15 protein-coding genes are annotated in these 17,015 nt (G+C 73.1%); 8 read left to right on the top strand and 7 right to left on the bottom strand.

Going from position 1 to position 17,015, the window contains the following annotated elements; translation table 11 throughout:
* Position 1: 1 nt before the first annotated feature.
* The 4 genes from ACFW6B_RS30215 to ACFW6B_RS30230 form a co-directional block, all read right to left on the bottom strand.
* Positions 2-919 carry a DUF2510 domain-containing protein gene (locus tag ACFW6B_RS30215; protein WP_386600873.1) on the bottom strand — a complete coding sequence of 306 codons (918 nt, stop codon included), beginning with the start codon at positions 917-919 and terminating at the stop codon, positions 2-4.
* Between the two features lie 171 nt (positions 920-1,090).
* Complete coding sequence (locus tag ACFW6B_RS30220) at positions 1,091-1,882, bottom strand: 3-oxoacyl-ACP reductase (RefSeq protein WP_386600875.1); 792 nt, start codon at positions 1,880-1,882, stop codon at positions 1,091-1,093.
* Positions 1,879-3,234, bottom strand: a complete 1,356-nt coding sequence (locus tag ACFW6B_RS30225) for an aldehyde dehydrogenase family protein (protein ID WP_386600908.1) — start codon at positions 3,232-3,234, stop codon at positions 1,879-1,881. The genes ACFW6B_RS30220 and ACFW6B_RS30225 overlap by 4 nt, the downstream gene beginning before the upstream one ends.
* Before the next feature lie 116 nt (positions 3,235-3,350).
* Positions 3,351-4,721, bottom strand: coding sequence for a glutamine synthetase family protein (locus ACFW6B_RS30230; RefSeq protein WP_386600876.1), 1,371 nt, complete (start codon positions 4,719-4,721; stop codon positions 3,351-3,353).
* Positions 4,722-4,797: 76 nt separating this feature from the next.
* Between ACFW6B_RS30230 and ACFW6B_RS30235 the strand changes: the two genes are divergently transcribed.
* Both ACFW6B_RS30235 and ACFW6B_RS30240 read left to right on the top strand, forming a co-directional pair.
* Positions 4,798-5,535, top strand: coding sequence for a FadR/GntR family transcriptional regulator (locus ACFW6B_RS30235; RefSeq protein WP_386600878.1), 738 nt, complete (start codon positions 4,798-4,800; stop codon positions 5,533-5,535).
* A 124-nt stretch (positions 5,536-5,659) separates the two neighbouring features.
* Entirely contained in the window at positions 5,660-6,340 is a 681-nt protein-coding gene (locus tag ACFW6B_RS30240) for a gamma-glutamyl-gamma-aminobutyrate hydrolase family protein (RefSeq protein WP_386600879.1), read from the top strand.
* 240 nt (positions 6,341-6,580) lie between these two features.
* Here the strand turns inward: ACFW6B_RS30240 and ACFW6B_RS30245 are convergent, their stop codons facing one another.
* On the bottom strand, positions 6,581-7,504 hold the full coding sequence (locus ACFW6B_RS30245; RefSeq protein ID WP_386600881.1) for a LysR family transcriptional regulator: 924 nt from the start codon (positions 7,502-7,504) through the stop codon (positions 6,581-6,583).
* Between the two features lie 70 nt (positions 7,505-7,574).
* Between ACFW6B_RS30245 and ACFW6B_RS30250 the strand changes: the two genes are divergently transcribed.
* The 4 genes from ACFW6B_RS30250 to ACFW6B_RS30265 all read left to right on the top strand — a co-directional run bounded on the left by ACFW6B_RS30250 (position 7,575) and on the right by ACFW6B_RS30265 (position 12,667).
* Positions 7,575-8,732, top strand: coding sequence for a TDT family transporter (locus ACFW6B_RS30250; protein ID WP_386600883.1), 1,158 nt, complete (start codon positions 7,575-7,577; stop codon positions 8,730-8,732).
* A 266-nt stretch (positions 8,733-8,998) separates the two neighbouring features.
* On the top strand, positions 8,999-9,868 hold the full coding sequence (locus ACFW6B_RS30255; RefSeq protein WP_386600885.1) for an arpA protein: 870 nt from the start codon (positions 8,999-9,001) through the stop codon (positions 9,866-9,868).
* A 133-nt stretch (positions 9,869-10,001) separates the two neighbouring features.
* Positions 10,002-10,847 (top strand): class I SAM-dependent methyltransferase, encoded by an 846-nt coding sequence (locus ACFW6B_RS30260; protein ID WP_386600887.1) that lies wholly within the window; start codon positions 10,002-10,004, stop codon positions 10,845-10,847.
* Positions 10,844-12,667 (top strand): choline/carnitine O-acyltransferase, encoded by a 1,824-nt coding sequence (locus ACFW6B_RS30265; RefSeq protein ID WP_386600888.1) that lies wholly within the window; start codon positions 10,844-10,846, stop codon positions 12,665-12,667. Before ACFW6B_RS30260 ends, ACFW6B_RS30265 begins: the two co-directional genes overlap by 4 nt.
* Positions 12,668-12,743: 76 nt before the next feature.
* Here ACFW6B_RS30265 and ACFW6B_RS30270 read toward each other — a convergent pair whose 3' ends face one another.
* Together ACFW6B_RS30270 and ACFW6B_RS30275 are read right to left on the bottom strand one after the other, a co-directional pair.
* The gene (locus ACFW6B_RS30270; RefSeq protein ID WP_386600890.1) at positions 12,744-13,475 is read right to left on the bottom strand and encodes a helical backbone metal receptor; all 732 of its coding nucleotides are present in this window, start codon (positions 13,473-13,475) and stop codon (positions 12,744-12,746) included.
* A gap of 160 nt (positions 13,476-13,635) precedes the next feature.
* The gene (locus tag ACFW6B_RS30275; RefSeq protein ID WP_386600892.1) at positions 13,636-14,217 is read right to left on the bottom strand and encodes a helix-turn-helix domain-containing protein; all 582 of its coding nucleotides are present in this window, start codon (positions 14,215-14,217) and stop codon (positions 13,636-13,638) included.
* Positions 14,218-15,022: 805 nt separating this feature from the next.
* Between ACFW6B_RS30275 and ACFW6B_RS30280 the strand changes: the two genes are divergently transcribed.
* Positions 15,023-15,961: a 5'-3' exonuclease H3TH domain-containing protein gene (locus tag ACFW6B_RS30280; RefSeq protein WP_386600910.1), complete on the top strand. Its 939-nt coding sequence runs from the start codon at positions 15,023-15,025 to the stop codon at positions 15,959-15,961.
* A 134-nt stretch (positions 15,962-16,095) separates the two neighbouring features.
* A complete protein-coding gene (locus ACFW6B_RS30285; protein WP_386600894.1) occupies positions 16,096-16,932 on the top strand; it encodes a siderophore-interacting protein in 837 nt (278 codons plus the stop codon).
* Positions 16,933-17,015: the final 83 nt, after the last annotated feature.

The raw sequence follows: 17,015 nt of genomic DNA on the forward strand, positions 1-17,015 counted from the left end.
TTCACCTGGACGGGCCGATGCTGCTGCCCACGCCGCCGCCGGTGTCCTCGTCGCCCACCGGGCGGATGCCCTCGGTGATCCGGTCCATGTCGGACAGCGGCGGCCCGTCGGGGCCGGCGTCGAAGGCGAAGCGGACGATGACCAGGGACTGCGAGCCCGCGCTGGACGGGAAGGCCAGCGACTCGACGTACCCCCCGGGCCCCACACCGGTCCTGACCTTCCAGCGCACGAGATACCCGGCGCGTCCGGCGACGGCGACCGAGCCGGACTTCACCAGCCGGTGGGAGGTGATGCCCCGGAAGGGCCGGTCGCCGAGGAGGTCGTGGCCGTACGCGCTGTCGGCGGCGTCCTCGATGTCCCCCTCGGCGAGGGCCTTCGGTGACGTCTCGTCGGTGGCCGTCGCGGTGCGCGCCTCGACCCGGCCGTGCCGGCACAGACCGGGGTCGCCTGGGCAGTCGTAGGTTCGCGGGGTCGTCAGCACCGTGTCGTGGTCGGCGACGTACTGCGGTTTCGTCCAGCCGTCGAGGACCGGGAAGGTGATGCCGTCGAGTTCGTCCACGACGACGGAGGGGTCACCGGCCGACGGCGAGGGGCTCGACGGGGAGGGCGAGGGGCTCTCGGTCCGGTCGGGGGTCGTGGCCGCCGGCGTGGTCCGTGCCGCGGCGTCGTCGCCGCCGTCGTCGTCCTGGCGCAGCAGCACGGTGCCGGTGGCGATCGCGGCCACGAGGACGACGGCGGCCGCCACGAGGACGGCGGCCCCGGCCCGGCCGGGGCCGCCGGGCGGCGGGGTCCGTGTCAGGGGCTGTTGCGGGGTCTCGGGCTGCCGCCGGTGGTCGGTCCACGCGGTCCCGTCCCACCAGCGCTCGACGAGCGGGTACGACGGGTCGCGGTACCAGCCGGGTGGAGGCGTCATGCTCATGTCCCGGCACTCTAGTGCCGGACGGACGGCACACAGGTCCACGGGCCCGGGCGGGGACGAGCCGCCCATCGCCCGCCGCCCATCGCCCATCGCCCGCCGCCCGTCGGCGCGAAAGCGTTTTCGCGGGCCATCCCGCGGAGGCGTTCCCGCGGTCCGGTCCCCCGCCCGCTCCTACAGCGGTGTGACGTACGCGCCCGAAATGCCCCCGTCCACCAGGAAGTCGGTGGCGTTCACAAAGGAGGAGTCGTCACTGGCGAGGAACGCGACGGCCGCCGCGATCTCGTCCGCCTCGGCGAACCGCCCCACCGGGATGTGCACGAGCCGGCGCGCGGCCCGCTCCGGGTCCTTGGCGAACAGCTCCTGGAGCAGTGGGGTGTTGACCGGACCGGGGCACAGCGCGTTGACCCGGATGCCCTCCCGGGCGAACTGGACGCCCAGTTCGCGGGACATGGCCAGCACGCCGCCCTTGGAGGCCGTGTACGAGATCTGGGAGGTCGCCGCGCCCATCCGGGCCACGAAGGAGGCGGTGTTGATGATGGAGCCCCGGCCCTGGCGGCGCATGTAGGGGATGGCGGCCTTGCAGCACAGGTAGACGGAGGTGAGGTTGACCTCCTGGACGCGCTTCCATGCCTCCAGGCCCGTGTCCAGGATGGAGTCGTCGTCGGGCGGTGAGATGCCCGCGTTGTTGAAGGCGACGTCGACCGAGCCGTAGGTGTCGTACGCCGTCCTGAACAGGGCCTCGACCTGTTCGGGGTCGGTGACGTCGACCTTGGCGAAGGTTCCGCCGACCTCGGCGGCCACGGTCTTCCCGTGCCGCTCGTCGATGTCGCCGCAGACGACGTGCGCTCCCTCGGAGGCGAGCCGGCGCGCGGTGGCGAGGCCGATGCCGCTGGCGGCGCCGGTGATGACGGCGGTGCGGCCGACCAGACGGCGGCAGACGGTCTCGGGGGTGTCTGAAGTCACTGTGCGGGACCCTCCGTGCTGATGAAGACGTTCTTGGTCTCGGTGAAGGCGGTGAGGGCGTCCGGGCCGAGTTCGCGGCCGATCCCCGACTGCTTGAAGCCGCCGAAGGGGGTCCAGTAGCGGACGCTGGAGTGGGAGTTGACGGACAGGTTGCCGGCGCGGACGGCCTGGGAGACGCGCAGGGCGCGGCCGACGTCACGGGTCCAGATCGAACCGGACAGGCCGTAGTCGGTGGCGTTGGCGAGCCGGACGGCGTCGGCCTCGTCCTCGAAGGGCAGGACGACGGCGACGGGACCGAAGACCTCTTCCACGGCGACGCGCGCACCGGGTCCGACACCGGTGAGGACGGTGGGCGCGAACCAGAAGCCGGGGCCCTCGGGGGCCTTGCCCCGGATGCCGGGAGCGTCGGCGTCGACGTAGGACCGTACGCGTTCCAGCTGGGCGGCGGAGATCAGCGGGCCCATCTGGGTCCGTTCGTCACGGGGGTCGCCGACGACGACGGACTCGACGGCCGGGGCGAGGAGTCCGAGGAAGCGGTCGTGGACGGAGCGCTGGACGAGGATGCGGGTGCGGGCGCAGCAGTCCTGTCCGGAGTTGTCGAGGAAGGACATGGGAGCGGAGGCCGCGGCGGCCTCGATGTCGGCGTCGGCGAAGACGATGTTGGGGCTCTTGCCGCCGAGTTCGAGGGTGACGCGCTTGAGGAGGGCGGAGCCCTTCGCCAGCACCCGCTTGCCGACGGCGGTCGACCCGGTGAAGACGATCTTGGCGACTCCGGGGTGCGAGACGAGCGCGTCGCCCGCGACGGGACCGGCGCCGGGCAGCACCTGGAAGAGGTGCTCGGGCAGGCCCGCCTCCAGGGCCAGTTCGGCGAGTCTCAGCGCCGTGAGCGGGGTGGTCTCGGCGGGTTTGAGGACGACGGCGTTGCCCGCGGCGAGGGCGGGTGCGGTGCCCCAGGCGGCGACGGGCATGGGGAAGTTCCAGGGCGCGATGACGCCGACGACGCCGAGCGGTTCGAGGAAGGTGACGTCGAGGCCGCCCCGGACCGGGATCTGACGGCCGGTCAGCCGCTCCACTCCCCCGGCGGCGTAGTCGAGCAGATCGCGGACGTTGCCCGCCTCCCAGCGGGCGTTGCCGAGGGTGTGACCGGCCTCGCGGACCTCCAGAAGGGCCAGTTCCTCGAGGTGGCCGTCGACCTCGGCGGCGAAGCGGCGCAGCAGCCGGGCCCGGTCGGCGGGCGCGAGGGCGGCCCACGCGGTCTGCGCCCGGCCGGCCCGTACGACGGCGTCGTCCACGTCCTGGGCGGTGGCGGCCGGGACGGTGGCGACGACCTCCTCGGTGGCCGGGTCGAGCACCTGGAGTTCGTGCTCGTACGGGGGTGAGGTGTACGGGTACGAGGGACGCAGGTGCGGTGCGTCCGGGCCGGAGGTGTCCGGGCGCGGTGCGTGCGGGCGGTGCGGCAAGGGGGTCCTCACATGCGTTCGAAGGAGCGGCGCAGCTCCCAGTCGGTCACCGCGGCGTCGAAGGCCTCCAGCTCGACGCGCGCCATGTTGTGGTAGTGCTCGACCACCTCGTCGCCGAAGGCGGCCCGGGCGATCGGGCTGCTCTCCCAGAGTCCGGCGGCCTCGCGCAGGGTGGTGGGGACGTGCGCGTACTCGGCGGTGTAGGCGTTGCCCTGGCACGCCTCGGGCAGCTCCAGCTTCCGCTCGATGCCGTACAGGCCGGCCGCCACGAGTCCGGCGACGGCCAGGTGCGGGTTGACGTCGCCGCCGGGCAGCCGGTTCTCGAAGCGCGTCGAGCGGCCGTGGCCGACGACCCGGAGCGCGCAGGTGCGGTTGTCGTGGCCCCAGGCGACGGCGGTCGGGGCGAAGGAGCCGGGCTGGAAACGCTTGTAGGAGTTGATGTTGGGCGCGTACAGGAGGGAGAAGTCGCGCAGCGCGGCGAGCTGTCCTGCGAGGAAGTGGCGCATGACCTCCGACATGCCGCCGGGGTCCTCGGCGGTGCCGGCCATCACGTTGGTGCCGTCGGCGTCGGCCAGGGAGAGGTGGACGTGGCAGGAGTTGCCCTCGCGCTCGTTGTACTTGGCCATGAAGGTGAGGGAGACGCCTTCCTGGGAGGCGATCTCCTTGGCGCCGGTCTTGTAGACCGCGTGCTGGTCGCAGGTGACGAGGGCCTCGTCGTACCGGAAGGCGATCTCGTGCTGGCCGGGGTTGCACTCGCCCTTGGCGGACTCGACGGTGAGGCCCGCGGCCTGCATCTCGTTGCGGATGCGGCGCAGCAGGGGCTCGACGCGTCCGGTGCCGAGGACCGAGTAGTCGATGTTGTACTGGTTGGCCGGGGTGAGCCCCCGGTAGCCGGCGTCCCATGCCTGTTCGTAGGTGTCCTTGAAGACGATGAACTCCAGCTCGGTGCCGACCTGGGCGGTGTAGCCGAGTGCGGCGAGGCGCTCCAGCTGGCGGCGCAGGATCTGGCGGGGGGCGGCGACCACCGGGGAGCCGTCGTTCCAGGCGAGGTCGGCGATGAGCATGGCCGTGCCGGCGTTCCAGGGCACGCGCCGCAGGGTGGCCAGGTCCGGGTACATGGCGAAGTCGCCGTAGCCCCGGTCCCAGGAGGACATGGCGTATCCGTCGACGGTGTTCATGTCGGTGTCGACGGCGAGGAGGTAGTTGCAGCCCTCCGTCCCGTGCTCCAGGACCTCGTCGAGGAAGAAGGCCGCGGCGAACCGCTTGCCCTGGAGCCGCCCCTGCATGTCGGGGAAGGCCAGGACCACCGTGTCGATGTCCCCGGCCTCGACGAGGACGCGCAGTTCGTGGACGGTCAGCGGGGGTGTGCGGTCTGCCACCGGAAATCCTCCTTGGGTCAGCCGAGGGCCATAAGGTATTGCTGGGAACCATTGCTTGGGAAGGGGGCGCGACCTGATGACGCGGGCGCAACCCGACCGTGGGACGGACGACCGGCTGACGCCGGTCCTGCGGCCGGTGCGGGCGGGCAACGGCTTCGAGGAGGCACTGGAGCAGATCCTCCAGATCATCCGGCTCGGCCTGGTGCCGGGCGGTGAACGGCTGCCTTCGGAGAGGGAGTTGGCCGAGCGGCTCGGTATCAGCCGGGTGACGCTGCGCGAGGTCCTGAAGGTGCTCCAGGACCAGGGCCTGGTGGAGCCGCGGCGCGGCCGGTACGGCGGCACCTTCGTGCTGGCCCGCGCGGACGCGCCGGGCGAGCACGAACTGCGCCGCAGGGTCGCCGCGGTGGACATGGAGGACGTGCTGCGCTTCCGCGAGGTCCTGGAGGTGGGCGCGGCCGGGCTGTGCGCGGCGCACGGCCTCGACGCGGAGCAGGCGCTCCGGCTGCGCGAGGCGCTGGAGCGGACGCGCGACGCCCCGCCGGCCGACTACCGGCGCCTGGACACCATGTTCCACCTCACGCTCGCGGAGCTGTGCGGCTCCCCCTCCCTCACCGCGCGGTACGCGGCCGTCCGCGCGTCCGTCAACGACCTGCTCGACTGCATCCCGCTCCTCGTCCGCAACCTGGAGCACTCGCAGCGCCAGCACACCGCGATCGTCGACGCGGTGCTCGACGGGGACGCGGACGGGGCGCGGGAGACGGCGCGGGAGCACTGCGCGGGCACGGCGGCACTGCTGCGGGGGTTCCTGGCCTGAGCCGGACGTGACGCGTGGCGCCCTCCGTGTTCCGCTCTCCCGTCCCGCAAAGGTATGAGACCGTGCCATTGGAGCCGTCGCCGTTCCTGGGCGCCGCGGCGGGCACGAACCGAGGGAGTAGCGCGTGGGCAGGCCGCTGGTCGGTGTGAGTACGTATCTGGAGGCCGGGGCGCGCTGGGGCGTGTGGGAGCTGGAGGCCGCGCTGCTGCCGGCCGGCTATCCGCGGCTCGTGCGGGCGGCGGGCGGACTCGCCGTGATGCTGCCGCCGGACGATCCGGCGCTGGCCGCCGAGACCGTCGCCCGGCTCGACGCGGTGGTCGTCGCCGGCGGACCCGATGTCGACCCCGCCCGGTACGGCGCCGAACGCTCACCGCGTACGGGCCCGCCCGCCCCCGAGCGCGACGCCTGGGAACTCGCCCTGATCCGGGCCGCGTTGGCCTCGGGCACTCCGCTCCTCGGCATCTGCCGGGGCCACCAGCTCCTGAACGTGTCCCTGGGCGGGACGCTCGTCCAGCACGTCGAGGGGCACGTGAAGGACACCGGCGTCATCGGGCACCACGAGGTGACGCCCGTTCCGGGGACGCGGTACGCCGGTCTCGTGCCGGAGCCGTGCGCCGTGCCGACGTACCACCACCAGGCGGTGGACCGCCTCGGGGACGGCCTCACGGTCTGCGCGCACGCGGCGGACGGCACCGTGGAGGCGGTCGAACTCCCCGGCCCCGCCTGGGTCCTGGGAGTCCAGTGGCACCCGGAGATGGGCGACGACCTGAGGGTGATGCGGGGCCTGGTCACGGCGGCGTCCTGAGCGGCCCGGGCCCACACCCACGTTTTCCGCCCCCTCCGCCCCTACCCGTCCCGTGTCCGGGGGCTGCCGCCCCCAGACCCCCGCTTCGGCCTGCCGGCCTCGTCCTCAAGCGCCGGACGGGCTGAAACTTTCCGGCGCCGGGAAAGATTCAGCCCCTCCGGCGATTGAGGAGCGGGGTCCGGGGCAGAGCCCCGGGAACGGGTCGGGTAGGGGCGGAGGGGGCGAAACAAGTCTGCCCCGCTACGCCCCCCGGGTCAGGGACAGCAGATCGCGGGCCGGCCCGGTGGGGCGGTGCCCCGTCGGCCAGACGGCCCGCAGCGCGCGGGTGAGCCGGACGTCGGCGAGCGGAATGCCCACCAGCCGATGGGCGGACAGCTCCTCCCCGAGGGCGAGCTCGCTCAGGACGGCGGGCCCCGCACCGCTGACGGCGGACGCCTTGACCGCGGTCGTCGAGGACAGCTCGATCAGCGGACGGGCGAGCCCCCCGAGCGCGGAGTCGAGCACCTGCCGCGTACCCGACCCCTCCTCGCGCAGGATGAGCGGCGTGGCCGCCAGCTCCGCCGCCGCGAGGGGCACCCTGCGCCGCGCCCAGGGATGCCCTGGCGCCGTCACCACGATCAGCCGGTCGTGCGCGATGACGGCCGCGTCGAGACCGGACGGCACCGAGAGCCCCTCGACGAACCCGAGGTCCGCCTCGCCCGTCAGGAGCCGCTCGGCGACGGCGGCGGAGTTCCCGGCGAGCAGCGACACGGCCGTGTCGGGACGCTGTGCGCGCAGCGCGATCAGCCAGCCGGGCAGCAGGTACTCGGCGATGGTCATGCTCGCGGCCACCCGCAGCCGCGAGTCGCGCCGGTCGCGCAGGGCCTGCGCCCCGGCGTCGAACGCCTCGGCCGCGTCCACCACCCGCCGGGCCCAGTCCGTGACGAGCGCCCCCTCTCGGGTGAGCCGGGACCCGCGCGGCGAACGGTCGACGAGCGCCACCCCGAGCAGCCGCTCCATGGAACGGATACGGCTGCTGGCCGCGGGCTGGGTGATCCCCAGCTCGCGCGCGGCGCGCCCGAGACTGCCGAGGCGCGCCACCGCCAGCAGCAGTTCGAGCGCGCCCAGATCGGGAACCCGGTGCGCGATCCCGACGCCGGGCCGGTCCTCAGCACTGCCGCTCATAAAGCCAGCTTATGCCGTCATAGGCACGGGCTCCCTGGTGGGGAGTCCGCGACGGCGCGACCTTGATGTCATGGTCACCGCAGCCCAGCCCCTGTCCGCCCATCAGGCGGGAACCCTCCCCGGCACGAAGACATCCCGTGTCCCGGGAAACCGCGCCGTCGCCGCACTCCGGTATCTCGGCCCGAACTGGTACGCCTCCGTGATGGGCACCGCGATCGTGGCCACGGCGGGAGCCGGGCTCCCCGTGGACGTACCCGGCCTGCGCACCGCCTGCGCCGCCGTGTGGGCCCTCTCGCTCACCCTGCTGGTGTCGCTGCTGGCCGCCCGCGCCCTGCACTGGACGTACCACCGCGACCAGGCCCGCGCCCACTTCCTCGACCCGGCCGTGGTCCCCTTCTACGGGTGCCTGTCGATGGCCCTGCTCGCCGTGGGCGGCGGCACCCTCCTGGTCGGCCGGGACTGGATAGGGACACCGGCGGCCCTCGCCGTGGACATCGTCCTGTTCACCGCCGGGACGCTGGTCGGGCTCGCCGCCGCCGTGGCCGTCCCGTACCTCATGGTCGTACGGCACCGCATCGAGCCCGGACAGGCGTCCCCCGTGTGGCTGCTGCCGGTCGTGGCCCCGATGGTGTCGGCCGCGCTCGGCCCCCTCCTCGTCCCGCACCTGCCGGCCGGACAGCCCCGGGAGACCCTGCTCCTCGCCTGCGTCGCGATGTTCGGGATCAGCCTGCTGGCCACCTTCGTGATGCTGCCGGTGATCTTCGCGCGGCTCGTCACCACGGGTCCGCTGCCGCTCGCGCTCACTCCGACCCTGTTCCTCGTGCTGGGCCCGCTGGGCCAGTCGACGACCGCGGTCGGCAAGTTCGCGGACGCCGCCCCCGGCGTGGCGCCCGCCCCCTACGACCAGGGCTTCGCGCTCCTCGCCGTGCTCTACGGCGTCCCCGTGCTGGGCTTCGCGCTGCTGTGGCTCGCGCTGGCCGGCGCGATGGTCGTACGGGCCCGCCGCGAGGGCATGGGTTTCGCGATGACCTGGTGGGCGTTCACCTTCCCGGTGGGCACCTGTGTGACCGGCGCGGAGGGCCTGGCCCGGCACACCGGCCTGGCCGCCTTCGAGGCGCTGGCCGTCGCCCTGTACGCCCTGCTGGTGGCCGCCTGGTCGGTCGCCGCCGTCCGGACCGCGCACGGCCTGCTGACGGGCAGGCTGCTCGTGGCACCTTCGCGAACGTAGCCGGGTACGGCCGTCCCTCCTCGCGCGCCGCCGGACCGGCGACGGGCCGCCGGAGCTCACAGAGGGTCAGTGTGACGCGTCACAGACAACACGGCGCCACTATGGGAACTTCAAGTCCCCTTCCTGGCAGCCGAGTTGCTGACAAGCCGAGAGCGAGGTCCGGTCGACCGCACGGATCACGACGCTCGTCCCGTGTGTGCGAAAGAGGTGGAACCGCGGGTCGGCGAGGGAACCCACGGGAGGGACGGCCCTGCGGAAAGGATCGAATGCGCTCTCTGGAAGCCCTGACGCTCGACCAGGTGGTCGACACGGCCCGCTATCCCCTGTCGGACATCACGAGCGCCCGGGGACGGGCGGTGGTCTCCCGTGCCCGGCGCGACCTGGCGGCCCTCGGCTGCACCGTGCTGCCGGACTTCGTCCGTCCGTCGTTGCGCGACGTGCTGCGGCAGGAGTGCTCGGCCATCGCCCCCCGGGCGCACCACGACGTCGAGACGGTGAACGTCTACAACATCGCGGTGGACTCGGCACTGCCGGAGGACCATCCCGGCCGGAGGACCTTCGAGCGGGGCAACGCGTTCGTCGCGCGGGACCGCATCCCCACGGACTCCCTCATCAGCCGGCTCTACTCCGACACGGTGTTCCGGCACTTCGTCGCCGACTGCTTCGGACTGCCGGAGCTGCACGAACTGGCGGACCCGCTCTCCGGGCTGGTCCTCAACGTCGTCGCGCCGGGCATGGAGCACCCCTGGCACTTCGACACCAACGAGTTCACCGTGAGCATGCTCACCCAGCAGGCGCAGAAGGGCGGCGTCTTCGAGTACTGCCCGAACATACGGACCGCGCGGGACGAGAACTTCGACGACGTCCGGGACGTGGTGGAGGGCCGGGGCGAGCGGTTGACCCGGCGCCTCCCCCTGCAACCGGGCGACCTGCAGTTGTTCAAGGGGCGCTACTCGCTGCACCGGGTGAGCCCGGTGCACGGCGAGGTCGCACGGCACTCGGCGATCTTCGCCTACAGCGAGCGACCGGGCGTCATCGGGAGCGTGGAACGGACCCGGCAGCTCTTCGGCCGGGTGCTGCCGGAACACCTGGCGGCCGAGGGCCGGGCGGTCCGCGGCGACCGGCTGCTGGACTAGTGCCGCGGCAGGCAACGTCTGCCGCGGCACCAGGCCCTGTCCGACGGAACCGTCACAGCCCCGGCGGGCGGCGCGAGAACGCGCGGTCGCCCCACGCCGATTCCCTGCGCGATCCCCCGGAGGAGCAAGCCCTGTGCGCTTAGACGCGACCGGAAAAGTCTCACTCGACCACATTTACGACCAGCCCGATCCACGCACCTACTTCAGGGTGCTGCGCCCGCTCGACTACGGCGTTCCGCAGCAGGCCAAGCCCTACTTCACCAAGATCATCACGGAGTACCGGGAGTCCCGGCACGTCGCGGTGCCGAAGGTGCTGGACATCGGCTGCTCGTACGGAATCAACGCCGCCCTGCTCAAGTACGACGCGACCATGGACGAGTTGTACGCGCGCTACGGCGACGAGGAGCACGCGGGCGAGAGCCGCGAGACGCTCCTGGCCCGCGACCGGGAGCTGGCCCGTTCACGCCAGCCCCCGCAAGCGATCCGCTTCACGGGCCTCGACACCTCCGGCAGCGCGCTGTCCTACGCCCGTGAGGCCGGGTTCCTCGACGACGCGGTGCACGCCGACCTGGAGGAGCACGAGCCCACACCGCGACAGCGCGCCCAGCTCTCGGGTACGGACCTGGTGATCTCGACGGGCTGCGTCGGCTACGTCACCGAGCGGACGCTCACGCGAGTCGTCCGGGCTCAGGGCGCCCACCGGCCCTGGATGGCCCACTTCGTGCTGCGGATGTTCCCGTTCGACTCCGTCGAGCGCGCGTTGGCGGACCTGGGCTATCGGACCGTACGCGTCGACGAGGTGTTCAGACAGCGGCGGTTCGCCTCCCCGCAGGAGCAGGCACTCGTGCTCGCCGGTCTGTCGGCCGCAGGGGTGGATCCACGAGGCATGGAAGCGGAAGGCTGGCTGTACGCACAGCTCTACCTCTCCCGGCCGTACGACATCACAGGTACCGACGATCCGAATCGAGACCAGAGTTGAAAACCAGTCAGGATGGTCCGGGCAACGCGACCTTCGCCCAGGAGGACAGCCTCCCGCGCGTGCCGCTGCCCACGCTGGACGCCAGCTGCGAGAGGTTCCTCGCCTGGTGCGCGCCGCTGCTGACCGACGACGAGCGGTCGGCGACCGAGGCGGAGGTCGCCTCCTTCCTCCGGCCCGGCGGCCCCGGCCGGGTGCTGCACGCCGCCCTGGAGGAGTTCGACGCCACGGAGGGCGTGCACAGCTGGCTCGACGTCTTCTGGCCGTACCGGTACCTGGGCCGCCGGGACCGGATCGCGCTCAACGCCAACTTCTTCTTCCTGTTCCAGGATTCCGGCCAGGCGCAGGTGGAGCGGGCGGCCGGGCTCGTCGCCGGAGCCCTCAACTACAAGCGGCAGCTCGATCAGGGGCTGATCGCGCCGGTGATGCAGCGCGGAGCGCCGCAGTCGATGGTGCAGAACAGGTTCCTGTTCTCCACCACCCGCATCCCCGGCGTGCGGCAGGACACCGTCCGCGCCCCCCACACCGAGGAGTGGCCCGGCCCGTCCGGGGCCCGGCACATCGTGGTGTTCTTCCGGGGCGGCATGTTCCGGCTGGACGTGCTGGGTCCGGACGGTGTCCCGCACGGCCTGGACGACATCGAGGCGGGACTGCGCGCCGTGATGAAGGCCGACCCGGCCGGCCCGGACACCTCGGTGGGCCACCTCACCACCATGGCCCGCGCGGAGTGGGCGGCCGCCCGGAAGTCCCTTCTCGCCTGCCACCCCCGCAACGCCGAGGCCCTCGACGACGTCGAGACCGCGCTGTTCTGTCTCGCGCTGGAGGACTTCGCCCCCGCGGACGTCCAGGACGCCTGTGACCAACTGCTGTACGGCGACCGCGGCAACCGCTGGTTCGACAAGGCCGTGTCCTTCGTCGTCTTCGCCGACGGGCGGGCGGGCATCAACGTCGAGCACTGCGAGCTGGACGGGACCACGATCCTCGCCTTCACCGACGCCCTGCTCGACACCCCGGCGGAGGAACAGTCCCGGCAGTCCGGAGCCCGCTCCCAGGGGCTGCCGGCACTGGAGCCGATCGTGTTCGAACTGGACGACGCGCTGCGGGAGCGGGCGCGCTCCGCGGCGGACTCGTTCGCGGCGTACGGGGAGAGCACCGCGACCAGCGCCTTGTCGTTCACCGATTTCGGCAGCAACGCGGCCAAGGCCCTGGGAGTCTCGCCGGACGCCTTCGTCCAGGCCGCCTACCAGCTCGCCCACCAGCGCGCCAAGGGGCACCTGGGCGCCACCTACGAGTCGATCGCCACCCGGCAGTACCGGCACGGGCGGACCGAGGCGATGCGCGTCGTCACCCCCGAGACGGTGGCCTTCGTGGCGGCGATGGAGGACCCGGCAGCGGACGCGGACACCCGGCGGGACGCGTTCCGGGCCGCCGCCGGGGCCCACGTGGCGCGCGCGAAGGCGTGCCAGGCCGGACAGGCGCCGGAGCAGCACCTGTGGGAACTGGAGCTCGTCCAACGTCGGCGGGGGGCCGAGCTCGGGGTGACCGAGCAGCCCGCGCTGTACCGGACGCCGGGCTGGCTGACCATGCGGGACGACTACCTGAGCACGAGCTCCGCTCCGTCCGTCAACATCCAGCACTTCGGCTTCGGGTCGACCAGCAGCCAGTGCATCGGTGTCGCCTACGTGCTGCTTCCGGAACGGTTCAATCTCTACCTGAGCACACCGTCGGCGGTCGCCGCGCACATGCGGACGTTCGCCGACCGGCTCCGGGAAGCGGTGGACGAACTCCGGGAGCTGCTGGCGCCCGAACCGCCCGAGGACTGAACCCACCCCGCCGCCGGACCGGGCCGCCGGTCGGGGACCACGGTCCGGCGGACCGGTCCGCCGTCGCGCCCCCCTCTCAGGCGCCCGGCCCCGCGCCGGCCGCTCGCAGCACCGCTCCGAGCCGGGCCGGTGCCTCGGCGAGTGACGGGCCGTACCAGGTCAGCAGGCGTCCGTCGACCAGGGCGCACGGCAGACCGGGAAAGGCCTCGGGGCCGTCGTCGGGGGTGAAGCGGTAGGGCTCGTCGGGCAGGACCACGAGGTCCGCGCCCGACGCGGCCAGCTCGGTGACGGGGATCCGGGGGTAGCGGTCGGCGTGGTGGGCGTAGGCGTTGTCGACGCCCAGCCTCGCCAGGACGTCTCCGGCGAAGGTGTCCCGGCCCAGCACCATCCAGGGCCGGCGCCAGACGGGCACGACCGCGGTCCTGCGGCGGGCCGGGGCGGACGGCTCGGCCCACGCCGCCTCCGCCTCGTCCAGCCAGCGCGGACGGGTGGGCGCGCCGCAGGCGGCGAGCACCCGGTCCAGTTCGCGAAGGGCCCCCGGCACGTCCCTCACCTCGGTGACCAGTACCTCGACGCCCGCGTCCCGCAGGGCGGCCAGGTCGGGTTCCCGGTTCTCCTCCTCGTTCGCGACGACGAGATCGGGTGCGAGCCGTACGACGGCGTCGACGTCGGGGTTCTTGGTGCCTCCGATCCGGGTGACGTCCAGGTCCGCCGGGTGACTGCACCAGTCGGTGGCGCCGACGAGGACACCGGGCACGGACACGGCCACGGCCTCCGTCAGCGAGGGCACGAGGGACACCACCCGCATACCGTCCGCCTCTCCCGCACCGTCCGTCCTGTGTCCCGCCATCCTCTCCCGCGCCGCCGTCGTCCGCCTCGCCGCCGCCCCGTGGAGACCCACGGCCGTCTTTTCGGCGTCCGTGTCCGCACCGGTCCCGGGCAGACCCCGGACCGGCCGCCCTCGCCGTTCAGTGCTTGCCGAAGGTGCGCCGGTCCTCCACCGCGTCGATGTGGTCGGCGACCTCGACGACGACGACCCGGGTGTCCGGCACGGTCGCCCGCCAGCGGTGCCGCACCCCGCCCGTCAGATAGAGCGTGTCGCCCCGCCCCAGCCGGTGCGCCCGCCCCTCCGCCTCCACCTCGACACCGCCGTCGGCGACGTACATCAACTTGTCGTTGCGGTGCTGGAGTTCACGGGCCTCCTCGTGATCGCCGGTGAACTCGGTGGCGTGCAGCTGGTGGTGACCGCGCACCAGGGGGCGCGTGTGGGCTCCGGGAGCGAACTCGGCCCCGGCGTCGGCGCGCACGACGTCGACGCTGCACGCCGGGTCGGCGGCGGCGAGCAGGTCGACGGCGGTGGTGCCGAGGGCGTCGGCGACCCGCTCCAGGGAACTCCGGCTGGGTCTCGCCCGCTCGTTCTCCACCTGGCTGAGAAAGGGCACCGACAGACCGCTGCGCTCGGCCACGACGGCGAGGGTGAGCCGCAGTGCCCGGCGCCGTCGCCGTACGGCCGCACCCACCCGAAGGGGCTGTTCTTTGTGGTCGCCCATCGCTCCGGCTCCCTCCCTCGCGTCGTCGGTCCGCGAACCGCGCGGTTTTCCGGCCCGCTGCTTCTGTTGAGTTGTTTGCACCCTACGCATGTTCGGCAAACCGTTTCATGGACCCGTCACATCGCTGTCACTTCGAGGGAGTGTGAGGGTTACAGTTCGCGCCACCGCGCGAGCCGTCGCGCGCCCGGCGCCGCCGCCCCCTCGTACGGGGCGAAAGGGCCGATCACAAGGGCGGGACACCCCGCCCGGGCACTTCGACGGCGTGACCGTGTCCCGAAGTCCGTTGTTCCGGCGGGAAGTTGAGGCTTCGCGCGGGGCCGGGGAGCGCGCCGGCGACCGGGGTCGGCCGTGCCCGCGCGCACGGAGCTGATGTGCGGCGGGCCCTCGGCGCGGTGGCCGGGGACGGCGGACGCACGGCCGGCTCCGCGGGCGGGGGACGGGTCGGCGCGGTGCCGCCGCGGACCGCGGCACGGTTGTCCGGATCCCTCTCGTACGCCAGTACGCGACCACCGGAGCCGTCGCCCGTGCGTGCGGCCCGGCGACCGCCGGACGGGAAGGAGCCCGACCGGGAAGGAGCCCGGACGCGGAGGCCCCGGGCGGGGAGGAGTCCGAAGAGTCACCCTCCCCGCCCCGCCTTCCTCGTCCCGCCCTCCTAGCCCCGCCCTGCCCTCCTCGCCCCGCCTTCCTCGTCCCGTCCGCCGGGACAGGGCAGGCGGCGCCCTCCGCCCTCGGCGGCCGGCCCCGCCCCGCCCACCCGGAGCGGACACGGGAGCGCTCCGGGGCACCGTCAGTGGCGTGCGGCATGATGCGGACCGTGACACTGCAGACGCGACGCCTCATGCTCCTCGACACCGCCTCCCTGTACTTCCGCGCCTACTTCGGCGTCCCGGAATCCGTGAAGGCTCCGGACGGCACGCCGGTGAACGCCGTGCGCGGACTGCTGGAGTTCATCGACCGCCTGGTCAAGGACCACCGTCCGGACGATCTGGTGGCCTGCATGGACGCGGACTGGCGCCCGCGGTGGCGGGTCGACCTCATCCCGTCGTACAAGGCGCACCGGGTCGCGGCGGAGACGGAGACCGGCCCGGACCAGGAGGAGGTGCCGGACACGCTCTCCCCGCAGGTGCCCGTCATCGAGGAGGTCCTGGACGCGCTGGGCATCGCGCGCGTCGGCGTCGAGGGGTACGAGGCGGACGACGTGATCGGCACGTTCGCCGGCCGCGCCACCGGTCCGGTCGACATCGTCACCGGCGACCGCGACCTGTACCAGCTCGTCGACGACGCGCGCGGGGTGCGCGTGCTGTATCCCCTCAAGGGCGTCGGCACGCTCCAGCTCACCGACGAGACCTGGCTGCGCGAGAAGTACGGCGTCGACGGTCCGGGGTACGCGGACCTGGCGCTGCTGCGCGGCGATCCGAGCGACGGGCTGCCCGGGGTGCCCGGCATCGGGGAGAAGACGGCGGCCAAGCTGCTCGCCGAGTTCGGCGACCTGGCGGGCATCATGGCCGCGGTCGACGATCCAGGGGCGAAGCTGACCCCCTCGCAGCGCAAGCGGCTCGACGAGGCCCGGCCGTACGTCGCCGTGGCGCCGACCGTCGTCAAGGTGGCCGGGGACGTGCCGCTTCCCGGGGTGGACACGGCGCTGCCGCACGCTCCGCGCGATCCCGCCGCGCTGGACGGACTGGCCGCGCGCTGGGGCCTGGGCGGCTCGCTGCAGCGTCTGCTCACCACACTGCGGGAGTAGCCGAACGTTCGTTCGCCGTCACGCGGGCACGGCCGAACCCATTCTGACATGACTGATGGCGGTTCATCCGTGGGTACTCGACAGGGAGAGGTGCTAACTTAGGTAAGCCTAACCATGTGAACCAGGAGGCCGTCATGGCAGAGCGCCCGGAACGCAAGCCCCGGAAGCCCCACTCCGCGAAGGTCCTGCGGACCGAGCGGCTGACCCCCCACATGCAGCGGGTGGTGCTGGGCGGTGACACGCTCGCGGACTTCGCCACGAACGGCAGAACCGACCACTACGTGAAGCTGCTGTTCGGCCCCGCCGGCGTCACCTACCCCGAGCCCTTCGACATGGACCGCGTCCGCGAGGAGTTCCCGCGTGAGCAGTGGCCGGTGACGCGGACGTACACCGTGCGCGCCTGGGACCCCGAGGCGCGCGAGCTGACCCTGGACTTCGTGGTGCACGGGGACGAGGGACTCGCCGGACCGTGGGCGCTGCGGGCACAGCCGGGCGAGGTCGTCCGGTTCATGGGCCCCGGCGGCGCGTACGCCCCCGACACGACGGCCGACTGGCACCTGCTCGCCGGTGACGAGAGCGCGCTGCCCGCGATCGCCGCCGCGCTGGAGTCCCTGCCGGACGCCGCCGCGGTCCGCGCCTTCGTCGAGGTCTCCGGGCCCGAGGAGGAGCAGAAGATCGACTCCGACGCGGAGGTCGTCTGGCTGCACCGCGGCGGCCGGCCCGTCGGCGCGGCCCTGGTGGAGGCCGTACGCGCCCTGGAGTTCCCGGAGGGCCGGGTCCACGCGTTCGTGCACGGCGAGGCGGGCTTCGTGAAGGAGCTGCGCGGGCTGCTGCGGGTCGAGCTCGGCATCCCGCGCGAGGACCTGTCCATCTCCGGCTACTGGCGTCTCGGCCACAACGAGGACGGCTGGCAGGCGTCGAAGCGCGAGTGGAACGCCCGGGTGGAGGCGGAGCAGGAGGTACCGGCCTGACGCCGCACCGCATCCCCGTACATGCGTCCGGGGTGTACCCGCGGGTCGACGGGAAACACCCCACACCAGTAAGAGGGGTGTAT

It is taken from the genome of Streptomyces sp. NPDC058751 (assembly GCF_042746485.1).
Classification (GTDB): domain Bacteria; phylum Actinomycetota; class Actinomycetes; order Streptomycetales; family Streptomycetaceae; genus Streptomyces.